General features: G+C 68.6%; 12 protein-coding genes and 2 pseudogenes. 3 read left to right on the top strand and 11 right to left on the bottom strand.

Translation table 11 applies throughout. The annotated features are described in order from the left end of the window. The first annotated feature begins 20 nt into the window (after nt 1–20). Nucleotides 21–824: a 2,5-didehydrogluconate reductase DkgB gene (gene dkgB / locus ACOZHM_RS04410; RefSeq protein ID WP_421567754.1), complete on the top strand. Its 804-nt coding sequence runs from the start codon at nt 21–23 to the stop codon at nt 822–824. 61 nt (nt 825–885) lie between these two features. On the opposite strand, the gene ACOZHM_RS04405 is transcribed toward dkgB, so the two are convergent. The 3 genes from ACOZHM_RS04405 to mgtE all read right to left on the bottom strand — a co-directional run bounded on the left by ACOZHM_RS04405 (nt 886) and on the right by mgtE (nt 5866). Continuing rightward, nucleotides 886–1584 (bottom strand): alpha/beta fold hydrolase, encoded by a 699-nt coding sequence (locus ACOZHM_RS04405; protein WP_421567753.1) that lies wholly within the window; start codon nt 1582–1584, stop codon nt 886–888. Nucleotides 1585–1633: 49 nt separating this feature from the next. After that, the gene (locus tag ACOZHM_RS04400; RefSeq protein WP_421567751.1) at nt 1634–4363 is read right to left on the bottom strand and encodes a bifunctional acetate--CoA ligase family protein/GNAT family N-acetyltransferase; all 2730 of its coding nucleotides are present in this window, start codon (nt 4361–4363) and stop codon (nt 1634–1636) included. Between the two features lie 132 nt (nt 4364–4495). After that, nucleotides 4496–5866: a magnesium transporter gene (gene mgtE, locus ACOZHM_RS04395; protein ID WP_421567749.1), complete on the bottom strand. Its 1371-nt coding sequence runs from the start codon at nt 5864–5866 to the stop codon at nt 4496–4498. 324 nt (nt 5867–6190) lie between these two features. Between mgtE and ACOZHM_RS04390 the strand changes: the two genes are divergently transcribed. Together ACOZHM_RS04390 and ACOZHM_RS04385 are read left to right on the top strand one after the other, a co-directional pair. Then, nucleotides 6191–7996: a monovalent cation:proton antiporter-2 (CPA2) family protein gene (locus ACOZHM_RS04390; RefSeq protein WP_421567747.1), complete on the top strand. Its 1806-nt coding sequence runs from the start codon at nt 6191–6193 to the stop codon at nt 7994–7996. Between the two features lie 50 nt (nt 7997–8046). Beyond that, nucleotides 8047–8499: a DUF695 domain-containing protein gene (locus ACOZHM_RS04385; protein WP_421567745.1), complete on the top strand. Its 453-nt coding sequence runs from the start codon at nt 8047–8049 to the stop codon at nt 8497–8499. A gap of 51 nt (nt 8500–8550) precedes the next feature. Here the strand turns inward: ACOZHM_RS04385 and ACOZHM_RS04380 are convergent, their stop codons facing one another. The 8 genes and pseudogenes from ACOZHM_RS04380 to ACOZHM_RS04345 all read right to left on the bottom strand — a co-directional run bounded on the left by ACOZHM_RS04380 (nt 8551) and on the right by ACOZHM_RS04345 (nt 16344). Beyond that, nucleotides 8551–8922 (bottom strand): DUF7668 domain-containing protein, encoded by a 372-nt coding sequence (locus ACOZHM_RS04380; RefSeq protein WP_421567743.1) that lies wholly within the window; start codon nt 8920–8922, stop codon nt 8551–8553. A 657-nt stretch (nt 8923–9579) separates the two neighbouring features. Then, nucleotides 9580–12240, bottom strand: a pseudogene (locus tag ACOZHM_RS04375) (ankyrin repeat domain-containing protein); the annotation flags it as partial. An 83-nt stretch (nt 12241–12323) separates the two neighbouring features. After that, nucleotides 12324–12927, bottom strand: a pseudogene (locus ACOZHM_RS04370) (hypothetical protein); the annotation flags it as partial. Next, complete coding sequence (locus tag ACOZHM_RS04365) at nt 12920–13186, bottom strand: YcgL domain-containing protein (protein ID WP_421567741.1); 267 nt, start codon at nt 13184–13186, stop codon at nt 12920–12922. The gene ACOZHM_RS04365 and the pseudogene ACOZHM_RS04370, both read right to left, overlap by 8 nt. A gap of 259 nt (nt 13187–13445) precedes the next feature. Continuing rightward, complete coding sequence (locus ACOZHM_RS04360; RefSeq protein WP_421567740.1) at nt 13446–13883, bottom strand: excinuclease ATPase subunit; 438 nt, start codon at nt 13881–13883, stop codon at nt 13446–13448. A gap of 36 nt (nt 13884–13919) precedes the next feature. Continuing rightward, a complete protein-coding gene (locus ACOZHM_RS04355; protein WP_421567739.1) occupies nt 13920–15161 on the bottom strand; it encodes a beta-ketoacyl-ACP synthase in 1242 nt (413 codons plus the stop codon). Beyond that, nucleotides 15161–15892 (bottom strand): 3-oxoacyl-ACP reductase FabG, encoded by a 732-nt coding sequence (gene fabG, locus ACOZHM_RS04350; RefSeq protein ID WP_217537511.1) that lies wholly within the window; start codon nt 15890–15892, stop codon nt 15161–15163. Before fabG ends, ACOZHM_RS04355 begins: the two co-directional genes overlap by 1 nt. Beyond that, nucleotides 15889–16344, bottom strand: a complete 456-nt coding sequence (locus ACOZHM_RS04345; RefSeq protein WP_421567737.1) for a hypothetical protein — start codon at nt 16342–16344, stop codon at nt 15889–15891. Before ACOZHM_RS04345 ends, fabG begins: the two co-directional genes overlap by 4 nt.

The raw sequence follows: 16344 nt of genomic DNA, 5'->3' as shown, positions 1-16344 counted from the left end.
CCCCACTGAAGGAGTTTTTCATGAGCATTCCCGCATTTGGTCTTGGCACGTTCCGGCTGAAGGGCCAGACCGTCATCGACTCGGTCCGCAACGCACTGGACGTGGGTTACCGCGCCATCGATACCGCGCAGATCTACGGTAACGAAGCGGAGGTCGGCCAGGCCATCGCCGACTCCGGTGTATCCCGCGACGACCTGTTCCTGACCACCAAGGTCTGGATCGCCAGCTTCCAGCACGATGCACTGCTGGACAGCCTGCGCGAGAGCCTGCGCAAGCTGCGCACCGACCATGTGGACCTGACGCTTATCCACTGGCCGTCGCCGAACGATGCGGTGCCGATGGCCGAGTACCTGGGCGCGCTGGCGCAGGCGAAGGCCGAAGGGCTGACCCGGCAGATCGGCATCTCCAACTTCACCATCGACCTGACCCGCCAGGCGATTGCGATCCTGGGCGCCGAGGCGATCGCCACCAACCAGATTGAAGTGCATCCGTACCTGCAGAACCGCGCGTTGATCGCGTTCCTGCGCGAACAGGGCATCCATGTCACCGCCTACATGAGCCTGGCCTACGGCGAGGTGCTGAAGGACCCGGTGATCCAGACCATCGCCGAGCGCCACGCTGCCACCCCGGCGCAGGTGGCGCTGGCCTGGGCACTGCAGCAGGGCTTCGCGGTGATCCCCTCCTCCACCAAGCGCGAGAACCTGGCCAGCAACCTGCTCGCCGAAGACCTGCGCCTGACCGATGAAGACATGGCACAGATCGCCACGCTGGATCGTGGCCAGCGGCTGGCGAACCCGGAAGGCATCGCGCCAGCATGGGATTAATCGACTGAGGTAACGCCGCCACTGGCCCCTTGTGGACGCACGGAAAGCGCCTCACACGCGCTCAGGCCTGCAGCCACTCGCGCATGGCGGCGCTGACCTCGTCCGGCTTTTCCATCGGGGCCAGGTGCCCGCAATCGGGCAGCACCACCAGCGTGGATCCCGGTACCAGCGCCTGCATCTCCTCGCTGATCGCCAGCGGGGTGATGCGGTCGTTGGCACCGCACGCGATCAACAGCGGGTCGCGGTACGCGGCCAGCACGGCGCGGCCGTCGGCGCGGTCCAGCGCGCTCTGGCGCAGGAACACCTCGGCGCCCAGCCGCGTGGTCATGTCGCGCACGCGCTGCACCAGCACGTAGTCGTCCAGGCGCGAGGCGTCGATGTAGCTGCGCATCAGCGTGTCGCCGAAGCCGTGGAAGGTGCCCGGCAGGCGCACGCTGGCACGTTGCGATTGCCGCTGGGCGGCGCGTTCGGGCGAGTCGGCATGGAAGGAAGTATCGATCAACGCCAGCCGCATGACCCGCTCCGGGGCCACGCGCAGGATGTGCTGGGCCACGAACCCGCCCAACGAGAAGCCGGCCAGCGCGAAGCGTTCCGGCGCCTGGGCCAGCACGTCCTCGACCACGCCCTGCATCGTCTCGCCACGGGTCTGGTCGCCGACGGTGCAGTCGGCGATGTCGGAAAGCGCGGCCACCTGCGCGCGCCACAGTTCGGCGTCGTTGAGCAGGCCCGGCAACAGCAGCAGCGGTATGCGTTCGGTCATGCGGCGTATTGTCGCGCCGGGGCCGTGTACGGACCATGCCGGGTGTGGGTCAGTGCGTTGCACCCTCTGGCGGCTCGGGCACCTGCACGCTCTGCACCGGCAGGGTCACCACCATCACCGTGGGATCGTCGGGATCCAGCTTCGTCTTGAAGCCCAGGCTCTGGCACATCGCCAGCATGGTGCTGTTCTCGCGCAGCACCTGGCCTTCGATCAGGTTCAGGCCCAGCCACTGCGCGTATTCGATCATGATGGTCATCAGCCGCCAGCCGATCCCGTGGCCCTTGAGATCCGAGCGGATCAGGATGCCGTACTCGCCGCGGTCGTAGTCGGCGTCGGCATGCAGGCGCACGGCACCGAGCATGTCGCCGCTGCGCGGGTCGATGGCCACCAAGGCGATCGAACGCGCGTAGTCCAGCTGGGTGAGGCGGGCGATGAACTCGTGGCTGAAATGCTTCACCGACTGGAAGAAGCGCAGGCGCAGGTCGTCGTCGGTGACGCGGGCGAAGAATGCACGGAACAGCGCGTCGTCCTCCGGCCGCACCGGGCGCACGAAGGCGGGCGCACCATCGGACAGGGTAATGGTGCGCTCCCATTCCTTGGGATACGGGAACACGGCGAAGCGCGGGTGACCACGCCCCTTGTGCAGCTTGCGCGAGGGGGCGATGGCCACGCGTGCGTCCAGTGCCATGACGCCGTCGCGGTCGGCCAGCAGCGGATTGATGTCCAGCGTGCGCACTTCGGGAATGTCGGCGGCGAGCTGGGCCAGCTTGACCAGGATCAGCGCGACGGCGCGTTCGTCGGCCGCGGGCACATCGCGGTAGGCCTTGAGGATGCGCGACACGCGGGTACGGCCGATCAGCTCGTGGGCCAGGCGCAGGTCGAGCGGCGGCAGTGCCAGCGCCTTGTCGTCGATCACTTCCACGGCGGTGCCGCCGCGGCCGAACACCACCACCGGGCCGAAGGTCGGGTCGTCGGCGATGCCGGCGATCAACTCCCGCGCCTTGGGCCGCACGATGGTGGGCTGCACCAGCACGCCTTCGATGCGCGCCTGCGGGCGCATGGCATGCGCCCGCGCGAGGATGGAGGTGGCCGCCTCCTGCACCGCCTGCAGGGTGCCCAGGTTGAGGCGCACGCCGTCGACGTCGGACTTGTGCGGAATATCGGCCGAGAACACCTTCACCGCCACGGTGGCGCCCTGCTCCAGCAGCGGCTGGGCCAGGTCCATCGCTTCGTGCGGATCGCGCGCCTGCATGACCGGCGCGGACGGAATGCCGTAGGCGGTGAGCAGCTGGTGGGTGGCGATGGGGTCCAGCCACTGCTGCCCGGCGGCCAGCGCGGCCTCGACGATGGCGCGCGCGGCGGCGGTGTCGACCACGAAGTCCTGCGGCAGGCTGGGCGGGGTTTCCATCAATGCGGCCTGCGCATCGCGATAGCGCACCAGGTGCTGGAAGCCGCGCACGGCCTCGGCCTCGGTGGGATAGGTGGGCACGCGGGCGGCATTGAGGGTGGCGGTGGCGCGGTCGTCATTGCCCAGCCAGACCGCGAACACCGGCTTGTCCCGATGGTGGCGCGGGCGCAGGCCGAGGGTGCGGGTCAATGCCTGGGCGGCGTCGGCTGAGGAGGTGAAGGCGGTGGGCACGTTGACCACCAGCACCGCATCGTTGCCGGTGTCGGACATCAGCGCATCGATGGCGGCGGCATAACGCTCGCCGTCGGCATCCACCACGATGTCCACCGGATTGCTGCGCGACCAGCCTTCGGGCAGCACGCCGTCGAGCTCGGCAATGGTGCCGGGCGAGAGTTCGGCCAGGGTGCCGCGCAGGGCAAGCAGCTGGTCGACCGCCAGGCGGCCGACGCCGCCGCCGTTGCTGAGGATGGCGAGGCGACGGCCGGGGAACGTCCCCAGCCGGCCGAGGGTCTCGGCGGCGGTGAACAGTTCGTCCAGCGCGCTGACGCGGAGCAGGCCGGCGCGGTTGAAGGCGGCGCCGTAGACCGCATCGGAGCTGGCCAGCGCCTGCACGTGGGTATCGGCGTCGGGATCGATGCGGATGTGGCGGCCGGACTTCACCACGACCACCGGCTTGGCGCGCGCCGCAGCGCGTGCGGCGGACATGAACTTGCGTGCGTCGCGGATGTGTTCGACGTACAGCAGGATGGCGCGGGTGCGGTAGTCGGTGGCGAAGTAATCGAGCAGGTCGCCGAAGTCCACATCCAGCGCATCGCCGAGCGAGACCACGGCGGAGAACCCCACCGAGCGTGCGACGCCCCACTCCACCAGTGCGGCGGCGATCGCGCTGGATTCGGAAATCAACGCAAGGTCGCCGGCCTGCGGGAAGTGCGCGGCGATGCTGGCATTGAGGCGTGCATGCGGGGCGATGACGCCCAGGCAGTGCGGGCCGAGGATGCGCAGACCCTTGGGCCGCGCGGCCGCCTCGACCTGTTCGCCCAGCGAGCCGGGGCCGTGGCCGAGGTTGGCGGTGAGGATGATGGCCGCGGCAACGCCGCGTTCGGCGGCGGTGGCCACCACCTGCGGCACGATGCTGGCCGGCGCGGTGATGACGATGAGTTCGGGAACCCAGTCCAGGTCCTTGAGCCGTTTGACGGTGCGGATGCCGTCGATTTCGCCGTAGCGCGGATTGATCCAGGCGACCTTGCCGGGGAAGCCGGTGGCGCGCAGGTTGCGCATGACCGCGCGGCCGGCCGAGCGTTCGCGCGGACTGCCGCCGACGACGGCGACCGATTGCGGGCGGAACACGGATTGCAGGTGGTAGGTGCTCATGGGGTCGAACAGTCACCGGGACACGTGGTGACACGGTACACGGCTGACGGTGCGCTGGGGATGATCTGGCGCAAAAGCATGCCGCATGGCGGGATGGACGTCGCCGCAACGTATAGCGGCGACGTCCCCCGGTTACAGCAACGTGCCGCTGAGGATCGCGGCGGCGATGCTGAAATAGATCACCAGGCCGGTGACGTCCACCAGCGTGGCCACGAACGGTGCCGAGGCGCTGGCCGGGTCGAAGCCGAGGCGCTTGAGGATGAAGGGCAGCATCGAACCGGACAGCGAACCGAAGGTGACGATGCCGACCAGCGCCGCGCCGATGGTCACGGCCAGCAGCTTCCAGTGTTCGCCGTAGTCGTGCAGGCCCAGCAGCTGCCAGGACACGATGCGGATCATCGCCAGCACGCCGAGGATGGCGCCCAGGGTGATGCCGGTAGGCACTTCGCGCAGCGCCACCCGCCACCAGTCGCGCAGCCGCAGCTCGCGCAGCGCCAGGCTGCGGATCAGCAGCGAGGTGGCCTGCGAGCCGGAGTTGCCGCCGGAGCTCATGATCAGCGGAATGAACAGCGTCAGCACCACGGCGCGGGCCAGTTCGTCTTCGTAATGCTGCATGGCGCTGGCGGTGAGCATTTCGCCCAGGAACAGCACGCTGAGCCAGCCGGCGCGCTTGCGCAGCATCTCGAAGAACCCGATCTGCATGTACGGCTTTTCGAGCGCCTCCATGCCGCCGAACTTGTGGGCATCTTCGGTGGATTCCTCGATGAGCGCGTCCAGGATGTCGTCCACGGTGACGATGCCGAGCACGTGCTGGCGCGCGTCGACCACGGGGATGGCCAGCAGGTCGTGGCGGCGGATCAGCTGGGCCACTTCTTCCTGGTCGAGCATGGCATCGACGGTCACCGGCGGATTGACCTGGGCAACGTCCAGGATCGGCTCCTCCGGCAGGCCGGTGATCAGCCGGCGCATGGTGACCACCTGCTGCAGGGCCTGGGTGTGCGGGTCGAGCACGTAGATGGCGTAGACGGTTTCGCGGGTGCGTTCGACTTCGCGGATGTGCTGCAGGGTGCGGCCCACCGTCCAGTTGGCAGGCACGCTGACGAATTCGGTGGTCATCAGCGCGCCGGCGGTGTGCGCCGGGTAGCTGAGCAGCTGCTGGATGGCCTGGCGTGCCTCCGGGCTGAGCAGCGGGATCAGGCGCGCGCGCTCGTCCTCGTCCAGCTCATGGACGATGTCGGTGGCACGGTCGTCGGCCATCAACCCGAGCAGCGCGGCGGCCCTGGCCACCGGCAGGGTGGCGATGAGGTCGCCGCTGCGGGTGAGTTCGGGCTGCTCGAGCATCTTCACCGCGCGCGGCAACGGCAACGCGGCCAGGGTGTCGGCGGCGCGCGACAGCTCCAGGGTGTTGAGGTATTCCACCGCGTCAGCGGTGTTGAAGTCCTGCAGGGGTGCGCTCAGGGCGGCGGCATCGGCCACCGGGCGCAGGAGGTCTTTCTGGTTCATGGGGTTCGCCTTGTGGATCGCATATGCGCGACGCCAACGCTGGCGAACCGTCCCGTGTCAGGCGGTGGCCATCGCTGGCGTCGAGCAAGGTCGACTTCTACTGTCGCTGGACATGGGTTTGGACTCCGGAAGGGTGTTTGCGGTGCTCGTGGCCCCGACCAACGGTCGGGCGCCTTCGGGCTGCGCCGGCGGAGTCTGGACCCGTGGGCGGGCGGGGTCAACCCCTCCGCCGCCCGCGTTCGGGTGCGGTTGAAGGTCGTTGACGCTGTGGGCCGCATAATGGGCAGCCGGCGACGGGCCGACGCTTCGATTTACGGACCCCCCATGCATAGCGGTGCCCTGGAACTGGCCCTGGTGCTGCTGCTCGCGGCGGTCATCGCGGTACCGGTGTTCAAGAAGCTCGGCCTGGGCGCGGTACTGGGCTATCTGGTGGCCGGCGTGGTGCTGGGCCCGGACGGCATGGGCTTCGTGCAGGACGCGGACCGGATCCTGGGCGCGGCCGAAATCGGCGTGGTGATGCTGCTGTTCGTGATCGGGCTGGAGCTGTCGCCCACGCGCCTGAAGGTGATGCGCCGCTCGGTGTTCGGCGCGGGTATCGCCCAGGTGGCACTGAGCGCGCTGGTGCTGGGCAGCCTGCTGTTGCTGGACCATTTCCAGTGGAAGGCGGCGTTGATCGTGGGCATCGCGCTGGCGTTGTCGTCCACGGCGGTGGGCCTGCAGCTGCTGTCCGAGCACAAGGGCATCAACAGCGATTACGGGCGGCTGGGCTTTGCCATCCTGCTGTTCCAGGACCTGATCGCCATTCCGCTGCTGGCCGCGATCCCGCTGCTGGGCGGCGCCAAGAATGAAACATTGCAGTGGGGCGATGTGGCCGTGGCGCTGGGTGCGCTGGCCGTGGTGATCCTGTGCGGGCGGCCGGTGCTGCGCCGGCTGTTCAACATCATCGCGCGCACGCGCAGCCCCGAAGTCTTCACCGCCATGGCGCTGCTGGTGGTGCTGGGCACGGCGTGGTTCATGCAGGAGGCCGGGCTGAGCCCGAGCCTGGGCGCGTTCCTGGCCGGCGTGCTGCTGTCCGACTCCGAGTTCCGCCACGAGCTGGAATCGCAGATCGAACCGTTCAAGGGGCTGTTGCTCGGGCTGTTCTTCATCGCGGTGGGCATGGGCATCGACCTGGACCGGGTGGTGGCCGAGCCGGCGCTGATCGCCATCGGTGTCGCGGTGTTGCTGGTGGTGAAGTTCGGGCTGCTGTTTGGCATCGGCAAGGTCGCACGCCTGAGCACGCGGCATGCGCTGCTGCTGGGCAGCGTGCTGTGGCTGGGCGGTGAGTTCGCCTTCGTGGTGTTCAACGAGGCGCAGCGCGCGAACCTGCTGGGCGATGCCAACCATGACCGGCTGGTGGCGATCGTAGGCCTGTCGATGGCGATCACCCCGCTGCTGATGATTGCATTGCTGCGCGTGCTGGGCAGCGAGGACGCACCCAAGCAGAACAAGCCCCCGGCCGACAAGGTGGACAACGGCGGTACCGAGCCCAAGGTGATGATCGCGGGCATGGGGCGCTTCGGGCAGGTGGTGGCGCGTGTGCTGACCGCGCAGAAGATTCCCTTCATCGCGCTGGAGTCGAACCCGGACACGGTGTCGGACCTGCGCCGCTTCGGCAACAAGCTGTACTACGGCGACCCAACCCGACCGGAAATGCTGCGTGCCGCCGGTGGCGAATACGTGCGGGTATACGTGGTGACGCTGGACGACCCGGACGCGAACATGCGCGCCACGCGGTTGATCCGGCGGATGTATCCCGACGCCGTGGTGCTGGTGCGCGCGCGCAACCGCCAGCATGCGTGGCGGCTGATGGACATGTCGGCCGAGCCGTTCCGCGAGGTGTTCGGCACCAGCCTGGAACTCAGCGAACGCGTGCTGACCGCCCTCGGCATCCCGACCGACACCGCCCGCGCGCACGTCGAGCGCTTCCGCGAGCACGATGAGAAATTGTTGCGCGACCAGTACCTGGTCTACGACGACGAGGCCGCGGTGATCCAGACCTCGCGCGATGCGCGGGCGGATCTGATGCATCTGTTCGAGGCGGATGCGGAAAGCGACGGGAAGGCATCGGACGCGTCGCGTGCCGATTGAGGCCAGGAGGAATTCTGGAATTCTGACGTGGGTCAACCGGATGTTGCTGGATGAAAGGTATTCCCGACCCCTATTATTCTTTGTTTGAGACTTATATCGGCAGCGATCCAGCGATCGTTGTTGTCAATTCTGCGCTGTTGCAGTTTGCAGAACGCAAGGATTTTCCGTGGCACTTGAGAATTGGCGTGCATTGCGCCATGCAAGGGGAAAACGGCATGCCTACCGCAGAAGAAGTGGACAGCCTTAGTCATCTGGAGCGATTGATCGAGCCGGCCATCCAGTCCGACGACAACGCGATTTTCCTCGCCCGAATTACTGCCCGTGGGGAGCGCGTCCTGTTGTATAGAGTGCGCAACCCCGAGAGGGCAAATGAGACCCTGCAGGCGCTGATCTCCGTTTCTGAGCCCTTACGGGAGTGGGAGTACCAGATGGAGCACGACGCTGACTGGCTCCTGGCGCAACCCGAGCTGGAGCTGGTGATTCAAGCCTCCACTTCCGATTAGGTGTGGATGTTCATTGCATGCGGGCCCCTCATTTCGCAGCCCCTGCAGGCATCACGGAACGTAAACCGATACGACCTCGTATCGGTACCCAGCATCGTCTTCGTGGATATGCACCTGAAGCACAAGATCGCTTCTTCCTTCCTCCTCGGTATAGAGGTCGACGAGAACGTCCCAGAAATATCCGTACCAGATGCATACGGAAGACTCCCAGGATTCTTCCGGCAACTTCTTCAGGCGCGCTCCGTACTCCCGCACATTTGCCTGCATCCCCGACCAGGCGGCCGATGCCCGGACTACAACCTGCGGCAGAGAAGGCTCCCTTTCTTCCACCAATGCATCAACGATAGCGACTAGAGTGGGCCTCCAGACTTCAGGGACTGACATCTCCCTATGTCCATCTTTGTCTATTGCTACCTCATTCATAACCAGTCCTTCCAGTGCAATCGAGTACGGGAAACCAAACATACTTCGGCATGGCTGGCAGATGTGGTTGGACCGCCATCGGCATGACGTTCAGTATGATGCCCTGCAGCCGGGCCGGCACTCCTATTCCCGGCGCTCGCACGCAGTCAATGCTGTGAGTACCTCGCCAGCAATGCGCACTTCGCAACGCGAGGCACAGTCGTGGCAACGCACGGTTCGGCCCGGAGCGCATCGCGCTGCAGACCGCTTGGAAACGGGAAGGTGGCAATCGTTGGCGTACCGATGATCAGTACATCAATGACGCTCGCACGCCGTTCATTGGCCCGAAGCGCATTTTCGCAGCGGCCAGCAAGGACGAGCACGTGTACAACCATTTCCTTCGGCCACAGGTTACCGATGTGGGCGTGCAGGCGCTTCTGAAGGAGGTCAAGACGTTGGGCGGCGTCGTGGAGTGGAGCAGCCGACTAACAGTCGGCTCTACCCCGTCGGATGACCCATTCGGGTTGCCCCGTCGGATGACCCATTCGGGTTGCCCCGTCGGATGACCCATTCGGGTTGCCCCGTCGGGTGATCCCTGAGAGTGCCCCGTCGGGTTTCCCGTTCGGATTGCCGCGTCGGCGGTAGGCGGTAGCGCACGACCGTTGGTCGTGCGCCGGCTCAGCCGTTGTCGCGCAGGAACCTGGCCATCGACGACACGCCCGGGACGCGCGGCTCGAACTCGCCCGCCACGTCGATGAAGCCGCGCATCACCGCGATCTCGCGCGGGCTGCGGTTGAGGGCGTCGCGTACGTCCGGGTCGGCGCCGGCACGCAGCAGGCGCTGCACCAGCAGCGGTAGGCCATGCAAGGCGGCCAGGTGCAGCGGGCCGAAGCCGCGCGGGTCGCGCGCCTCCAGCGAAACGTCTTCGTCGAGCAGGCGCTCCACCGCCGCCAGCACGACCTGTTCGTCGCAGGCGGTACCCGGTTCGGCACGTGCGCCCAGCAGCAGCAGCAGCGGGGTGACCGAGCCGGCGGCGGCCTGGTCCGGCTCCGCGCCGGACAGCAGCAGCGTATCCAGCAGGGCCAGCAGGCGGGAACGGTCGCGTGCGCCGAAGCCGTACAGGGCGGCGCAGTGCAGGGGACCCAGCTGCTGGGCGTCGCCGGCATGCACGTCGGCACCGGCGGTGAGCAGGCGCGCGACGATGTCCGGCAGGCCCAGCGCAGAGGCCAGCATCAGCACGGTGACGCCACCGGGCAGGCGGTATTCCAGCTCCGCACCCGCATCGAGCAGGGCCGAGACGATGTCGATCTGGCGCATGCTGACCGCCGCCGACAGCGGCGTGGCGCCGCTGGCGGCGGCATGCTGCGGATTGGCACCGCGGGCGAGCAGCAGGTCGACCACGGCCAGGTGACCCCCGCCGGCGGCACGCAGCAGCGCGGTGCAGCCCTGCGCGTCCACCACGTCGACCGCAAAGCCCAGGTCGATCAGGCGGCGTACCGCGTCGGCGTCGCCGGCCATCGCGGCGGCCGGCAGGTCGCCGTCGCGCAGGGCGCGGCGCGGCAACGGCCACACGCGCCAGTCCAGCCAGTCGGCGAGGTCGCGGCGGCCGATCGACAGCGCGACGCCCAGCGGGGTCTGGCCATCGGCGGCACGGGCTTCGGGCGAGGCGCCCTGCTGCACCAGCAGCTTGAGCGAGCCTTCGCGGGCCAGCGCGGTGGCCAGGTGCAGCGCCGTCATGCCGTGGCTGTCGCGCGCCTCGCGGTCCACGCCGAGGGTGAGTAGCGCTTGCTGCAGGCGCAGCCAGCCCAGGCGTACCGCCAGCGACAGCGGCGGGTCGCCCGCCGGCGAGGCGGCGAACGGGTCGGCGCCGCGCTCCAGCAGTTCCAGTGCCAGCTGCTCCAGGCCGCGCGAGGCCTGGTCATGCTGGGCGCAGGCACTGAGCAGTCGCGCCAGGCCACCGGGACCCGCGGGAGACACGCCACGACGCAGCAGCACCTGCAGCGCCGGCACCGCATCGATGCCGCGCGCGAGCAGCGCGAACATCGGGGTGTCGCCACAGGCATCGAGCACTTCCGGGGCGGCGCCATGCGCCAGCAGCCAGTCCACTGCGTTGGGGTCGAGCGCCAGCTCGGCGTCGTGCAGCAGGCCACCCAGCTCGTCGGCGCTGCACAGGCGCGCCAGCGGCGCCATGCCGTCGGTGTTGCCGAAGCCCAGCGCCTCGCGCAGCAGATCCAGCGGCGGCACGTCGGGTAACGCCGGGCTGCCGGGCTCGGCGTCCGGTGCGCTGGCCAGGCCATCGCTCACGGCGGCCGGCAGCGGGTAACTGCGGTCGAGCAGCGAGACGATCGCCCAGCGGCCGGCGCTGGCAGCGATGTCGACCGCGCGGCGGCCCTGCGGGTCCGGCACGTCGGCGGCAATGCCGAGGTCGAGCAGGCGGCGGACCAGCAGCGGCGATACGTTCTCGGCCATGCAGGCCAGCAGCACGGCGTTGCGGCCGTCGCCGTCGACGGCGGTGAGGTCGGGCTTGTGCGGCAGCAGGTGTTCCACCACGGCGGCGCGCCCGGCACGCGCGGCTTCCAGCCACGGCGTGCGCGACAGCGCGTCGCGTGCTTCCAGGTTGGCGCCGGCGGCCAGCAGGACGTCGATGATGTCCACGTGCCCGGCCAGCGCGGCCTCGTGCAGGGCACTGCGGCGCTGGCGGTCGCGCGCATCGGCGCGCGCCTTGTGCTTGAGCAGCAGCTGCACGCCGGCCGGATCGTCTTCTTCGGTGCCGGCGGCAGCGAGCAGCACCGGAGTACCGTCGGCCGGCTCGGTACGCGCGCCGCGCTCGAGCAGGAAGCGCGCCAGCCGCCAGTTGCCGACCTGGCAGGCCACGGCCAGCGGCGACCAGCCGTCCTGGTTGAGCGCGTCCACTTCGGCGGCGGCATCCCGCAGCAGCGCGGCCACGCCCGGGTCGGAGCTGCGCGCGGCGTGATGCAGCGGGGTGTTGCCCTCGGTATCGACCGCGCGCGAATCGGCGCCGTTGGCCAGCAGCGTCATGACCGCCTCTGGGCGGCCGTGCCAGCTGTCGCGGGTCGCGGCCAGCAGCGGGGTCATGCCCTTGTGCGGGGCATTGACGCCCACGCCGCGCGCGATCAGTTCACGCAGGAGGCGCAGGTCCGGCAGGACGGCGGCCAGCACGACCAGGCTGCGCTGGTCGCGCCAGGCCGGATCGGGCAGGCCGTGCGGGTCGGCGCCGGCCGCCAGCAGTTGCAGCGCGCGGTCGACGCGGCCGCTGCGAGCGGCCTCGTACAGCGCCGGCAGGCGTTCATGCTGGCCCAGCGGCTCGAGCGGCTGCGGTGCTTCGTCCTGGGCGCCGGCGGCATGTGCGGCCGCCGCGAACGGGTCGTTGCCCAGGTTGAGCGCGCTGCGGGTCGCCAGCGGATCGGCGGGCGTCACCCGCTGCAGGGCCAGGTGCGCCAGCGGCGAGCCGAGCAGCACGGCCAGCGCGAAGGGCCAGCGCAGGCCATCGGAAAGGAGGCCCGGCCAAGCGGGCACCACCACCAGCGCACAGACGCCGACCACCAGGCCCGCCACGATCAGGCCGCGCCAGGCGGTGAGGTCGCGCGCGGCCAAGGTGCGCCAGTGGCGCGCCAGGCTGCCGTCGCTGCGCTCGATTTCGTTCCACAACGGCCAGGTCCGCCACACGCCCAGCAGCGCGGCGCTGACCGCCACGCTCAGGCCCAGTACCGCGGCCAGGCTGCCGCTGTCGTGCAGCGCGCCCAGTGGCCATGCGACCAGTAGCGCCAGCAGCAGCGGACCCAGGCCCCACAGCGCCAGCAGCGCCGGAACGTCCTGGCGGGCCAGCTGCGGTAGCGCAGGAACGGTGCGGCTGCGCCGCCACCACGACACGCCCAGCGCAAACGCCGGCTGCGCCAATGCCGCGCCAAGCGCCGCAGGCACGCCGCCAAGCACCACGGCCAGCGAGAGCAGGCCGCCGATACCGAAGGCAAGGGCCGCGGCGCGGGTACGCAGGGCGTCAGTCATTGCGGCGCGGCACCCGCACGGGCGCGACCGGTGGCGGTGGCATCTGCAGGTGGAAGCCGCGCTCGGCCAGGTTGGCGCGCACTTGATCAACGTCGGCCAAGGCAAGGCGACGGTCGGGGGTCAGGGCGACTTCCAGCACGAATGCGAACGGCGCCAGCGTGGCCTTCAGCGCATCGGGGATGGCATCGAAGGCGTCGCGGGCGGCGAGGTAGACGTATGTGTCCTGCTTGCGTTGGCTTTTGTAGACGTAGGCTTGCATTGCCCGCGGGGCTTGGCCCTGGGAATAGATACGCCGATTGTGGAGTAAAGCAGGCAGCGGCGAAAGACGGCAGCGGCCTTCGGTGACGGTTTACCGGCGCGCGACAGATTCAGGTTCATCAATGTCGCGATGGTGTTCAGGTTGGGTGGCAGCCGCCGTTTCCATTGAAACGGCGGCTGCAGTGCCGTCCGGCCTGAGATGCAGCCGACTAACAGTCGGCCCTACCCAGTCGGCTCTACCCGTCAAATGACCGTTCCCGTCATTTGACCTTGGCGTAGGTGCCCTTCAGCGCGACGCCGGCCAGGATGGCGCCGGCGTAGCATTCGTAGTTGGTGGTGCTCTTGAACTCGTTCTTCTTGTAGTAGCTGACGATGTCCACCACGGCATTGGCGCCGCGCGACTTGGCGCCGTCCTGCAGCGCCTTCAGCGCCGACAGGGCCACCCAGTTGCAGGCCACTTCGTCGCTCTTGTTGGCCGCGTTGGTCTTCTTGTTGGTCACGTCTTCACCCAGGCGCTGCTGGACGTTGACCTTCTCGCCGGCCAGATAGAAACGGACGCTGCCGTCGATGCCGGCTTCCTTGGCTTCCGGGGAATTGATCAGGGAGCGCAACGACTGTTCGACACGGGTCTCACGGGCGTTGGCGGTGCTGGCGACGGCGAGCAGGGCGGCGGTGGCAATCAGGGCAAAACGACGCATTCAACATTCTCCTTGTTGGTGAAGCTCGGTAGGTAATCAGTCCTGCCAACGGCGGAAGATCAACGAGGTGTTGATGCCGCCGAAGGCGAAGTTGTTGCTCATCACGTAGTCGGTCTGCAGCGCGCGGCCCTCGCCACGGATGAAGTCCAGGGCGCCGCAGCGCGGGTCCACGTCGTGCAGGTTCAGGGTCGGGGCGAACCAGCCTTCGCGCATCATTTCGATGGTGACCCAGGCTTCGAACGCACCACAGGCACCGAGCATGTGGCCGACGTAGCTCTTGAGCGAACTGATCGGCATGCCCGGCCCGAACACCTGCGCGGTGGCCTGGGTCTCGGCGATGTCGCCATGTTCGGTGGCCGTTCCATGCGCGTTGACGTAGCCGATCTGTCCCGGTTCCAGCCCCGCATCTTCCAGCGCCAGGCGCATGGCCTGCGCCATGGTGTCGGCGGTGGGCTGGGTCACGTGTTGGCCATCGCTGTTGGTGCCGTAGCCGACCACTTCGGCCAGGATGGTGGCGCCGCGCGCCTGCGCATGCTCCAGCTCTTCCAGGATCAGCGTGCCGGCGCCCTCGCCCAGCACCAGGCCGTCGCGGTGGGCGTCGAACGGGCTCGGCGTGGTCTGCGGCGCGTCGTTGCGCACGCTGGTGGCGAACAGGGTGTCGAACACCGCCGCGGCGGTGGCATCGAGCTGTTCGGCACCGCCGGTGACCATCACCGTCTGCTTGCCGCTGCGGATCGCCTCGTAGCCCGACCCCACGCCCTGGCTGCCCGAGGTGCAGGCGCTGGAGGTGGTGTAGACGCGGCCGGACAAGCCGAAGAACACGCCGATGTTCACCGGCGAGGTGTGGCTCATCATCTTCAGGTAGGTGGTGGCGCTGATGCCTTCGGTGGTGTGTTCGTGCAGCATGCGGCCGAATTCGGCGGTGGCTTCATGGCTGCCCGAGGACGAACCGTACGCCACGCCGGCCAGGCCGCTGCGCAGCACCGGATGGCCGAGCAGGCCGGCCGCTTCCAGCGCCAGTTCGGTGGCGCGCACCGACATCACCGCGACCTTGCCCATGCTGCGGGTGGTCTTGCGGTTGTAGTGCGGCGGCAGCGCGTAGTCTTCGGCTGGCGCGGCCAGGCGCGTGTTGAGCCCGTCGAAGACTTCCCAGCCGGGGATGTAGCGCACGGCGTTCTGCCGCGCATGCAGGCGCGCGCGGATGCTCGGCCAGTCATGCCCCAGCGGGCTGATGGCGGCGGCACCGGTGACGACAACGCGACGATCGGGTCGGCTCATCAGACCATGCCTCCATTGACCGAGATCACCTGGCGGGTGATGTAGCCGGCCGATTCGGACAGCAGGAACGACACCGCGTGCGCGACCTCGTCCGGCTGGCCCATGCGCCCGGCGGGAATCAGCTTGAGCGCGTGCTCGAGCACTTCTTCGTTGACCATCTCGGTCTCGATCAGGCCCGGCGCCACGCAGTTGACGGTGATCGCGCGGCTGGCCAGTTCCAGCGCCAGCGCCTTGGTGGCGCCGATGATGCCGGCCTTGGCCGCGCTGTAGTTGGTCTGGCCACGGTTGCCGACCAGCCCCGACACCGACGACAGGGTGACGATGCGGCCGGGCTTGCGCCGCCGCACCATCGGCATCACCAGCGGATGCAACACGTTGTAGAAGCTGTCCAGGTTGGTGTGCACCACGGCATCCCAGTCCTCGGCGGGCATGGCCGGGAACGCGCCATCGCGGGCGATGCCGGCGTTGCAGACCACACCGTAATAGGCGCCATGGGCCTCGACGTCGGCCTCCAGCGCGGTGCGCGCGGCCTCACGGTCGGACACGTCGAACATCAGCACGCGGGCCTGCCGGCCCAGTGCCTGGATGTCTGCGACCACCGCCTGTGCTTCCTCGATACGGCTTCGGCAGTGCACCACCACGTCGAAGCCATCGCGCGCGACCCGCAGCGCCACGGCGCGGCCGATGCCCCGGCTGGCGCCGGTCACCAGCACCGTCAGATTCCCTGTCATGCCTCTCCACTCTCCAGATAGGCCATCGCATCGCGTGGTTCGAACACCGATACGTTGGCAACCGCCAATTCAACATCGCCTGCCAGGATCCGGCAGGCAAACATGCCCAGCCCATTTTCGCCCATCAGCTCGCAGTGTGCCTCCACCCGCAGGCAGCTGCCCGCCGTGAAGGCCGGCTGGTGGGCGGTATAGCGCCGCGTGCCCAGCAGGAAACCGATCGAGGGCTCGCGCCCTTCGGCGCGCGCACGGCACCCGGCCCAGGCGGCGATCGCCTGCGCCATGTATTCCACGCCTACCCAGGCGGGCACCCCGTCCGGGGTGGTGAACAGCCCATGCGTGGGCACGTCCACTTCGACCACGATGGACTCGGGCTGCCAGTCGATCACGCGGTCGATCAGGCGCAGGCTGTCGCGGTGGGGCAGCACCGAATCGATATCCGTGGGCAGCTGCAT

This window comes from Stenotrophomonas sp. PD6, assembly GCF_049199305.1.
In the GTDB taxonomy this organism is placed as follows: domain Bacteria; phylum Pseudomonadota; class Gammaproteobacteria; order Xanthomonadales; family Xanthomonadaceae; genus Stenotrophomonas.
The sequence above is the reverse complement of the archived record's forward strand: the minus strand, read 5'-3'. Positions and strand labels throughout refer to the sequence as shown.

What these genes read in the sequence shown, in the direction of transcription:
- ACOZHM_RS04365 (WP_421567741.1), bottom strand. Translation starts at nt 13,186, where the DNA reads ATGCAAGCCTACGTCTACAAAAGCCAACGCAAGCAGGACACATACGTC.
- ACOZHM_RS04355 (WP_421567739.1), bottom strand. Translation starts at nt 15,161, where the DNA reads ATGAGCCGACCCGATCGTCGCGTTGTCGTCACCGGTGCCGCCGCCATC.
- ACOZHM_RS04400 (WP_421567751.1), bottom strand. Translation starts at nt 4,363, where the DNA reads ATGAGCACCTACCACCTGCAATCCGTGTTCCGCCCGCAATCGGTCGCC.
- mgtE (WP_421567749.1), bottom strand. Translation starts at nt 5,866, where the DNA reads ATGAACCAGAAAGACCTCCTGCGCCCGGTGGCCGATGCCGCCGCCCTG.
- fabG (WP_217537511.1), bottom strand. Translation starts at nt 15,892, where the DNA reads ATGACAGGGAATCTGACGGTGCTGGTGACCGGCGCCAGCCGGGGCATC.
- ACOZHM_RS04390 (WP_421567747.1), top strand. Translation starts at nt 6,191, where the DNA reads ATGCATAGCGGTGCCCTGGAACTGGCCCTGGTGCTGCTGCTCGCGGCG.
- ACOZHM_RS04380 (WP_421567743.1), bottom strand. Translation starts at nt 8,922, where the DNA reads ATGAATGAGGTAGCAATAGACAAAGATGGACATAGGGAGATGTCAGTC.
- ACOZHM_RS04385 (WP_421567745.1), top strand. Translation starts at nt 8,047, where the DNA reads ATGAAAGGTATTCCCGACCCCTATTATTCTTTGTTTGAGACTTATATC.
- dkgB (WP_421567754.1), top strand. Translation starts at nt 21, where the DNA reads ATGAGCATTCCCGCATTTGGTCTTGGCACGTTCCGGCTGAAGGGCCAG.
- ACOZHM_RS04360 (WP_421567740.1), bottom strand. Translation starts at nt 13,883, where the DNA reads ATGCGTCGTTTTGCCCTGATTGCCACCGCCGCCCTGCTCGCCGTCGCC.
- ACOZHM_RS04345 (WP_421567737.1), bottom strand. Translation starts at nt 16,344, where the DNA reads ATGCAGCTGCCCACGGATATCGATTCGGTGCTGCCCCACCGCGACAGC.
- ACOZHM_RS04405 (WP_421567753.1), bottom strand. Translation starts at nt 1,584, where the DNA reads ATGACCGAACGCATACCGCTGCTGCTGTTGCCGGGCCTGCTCAACGAC.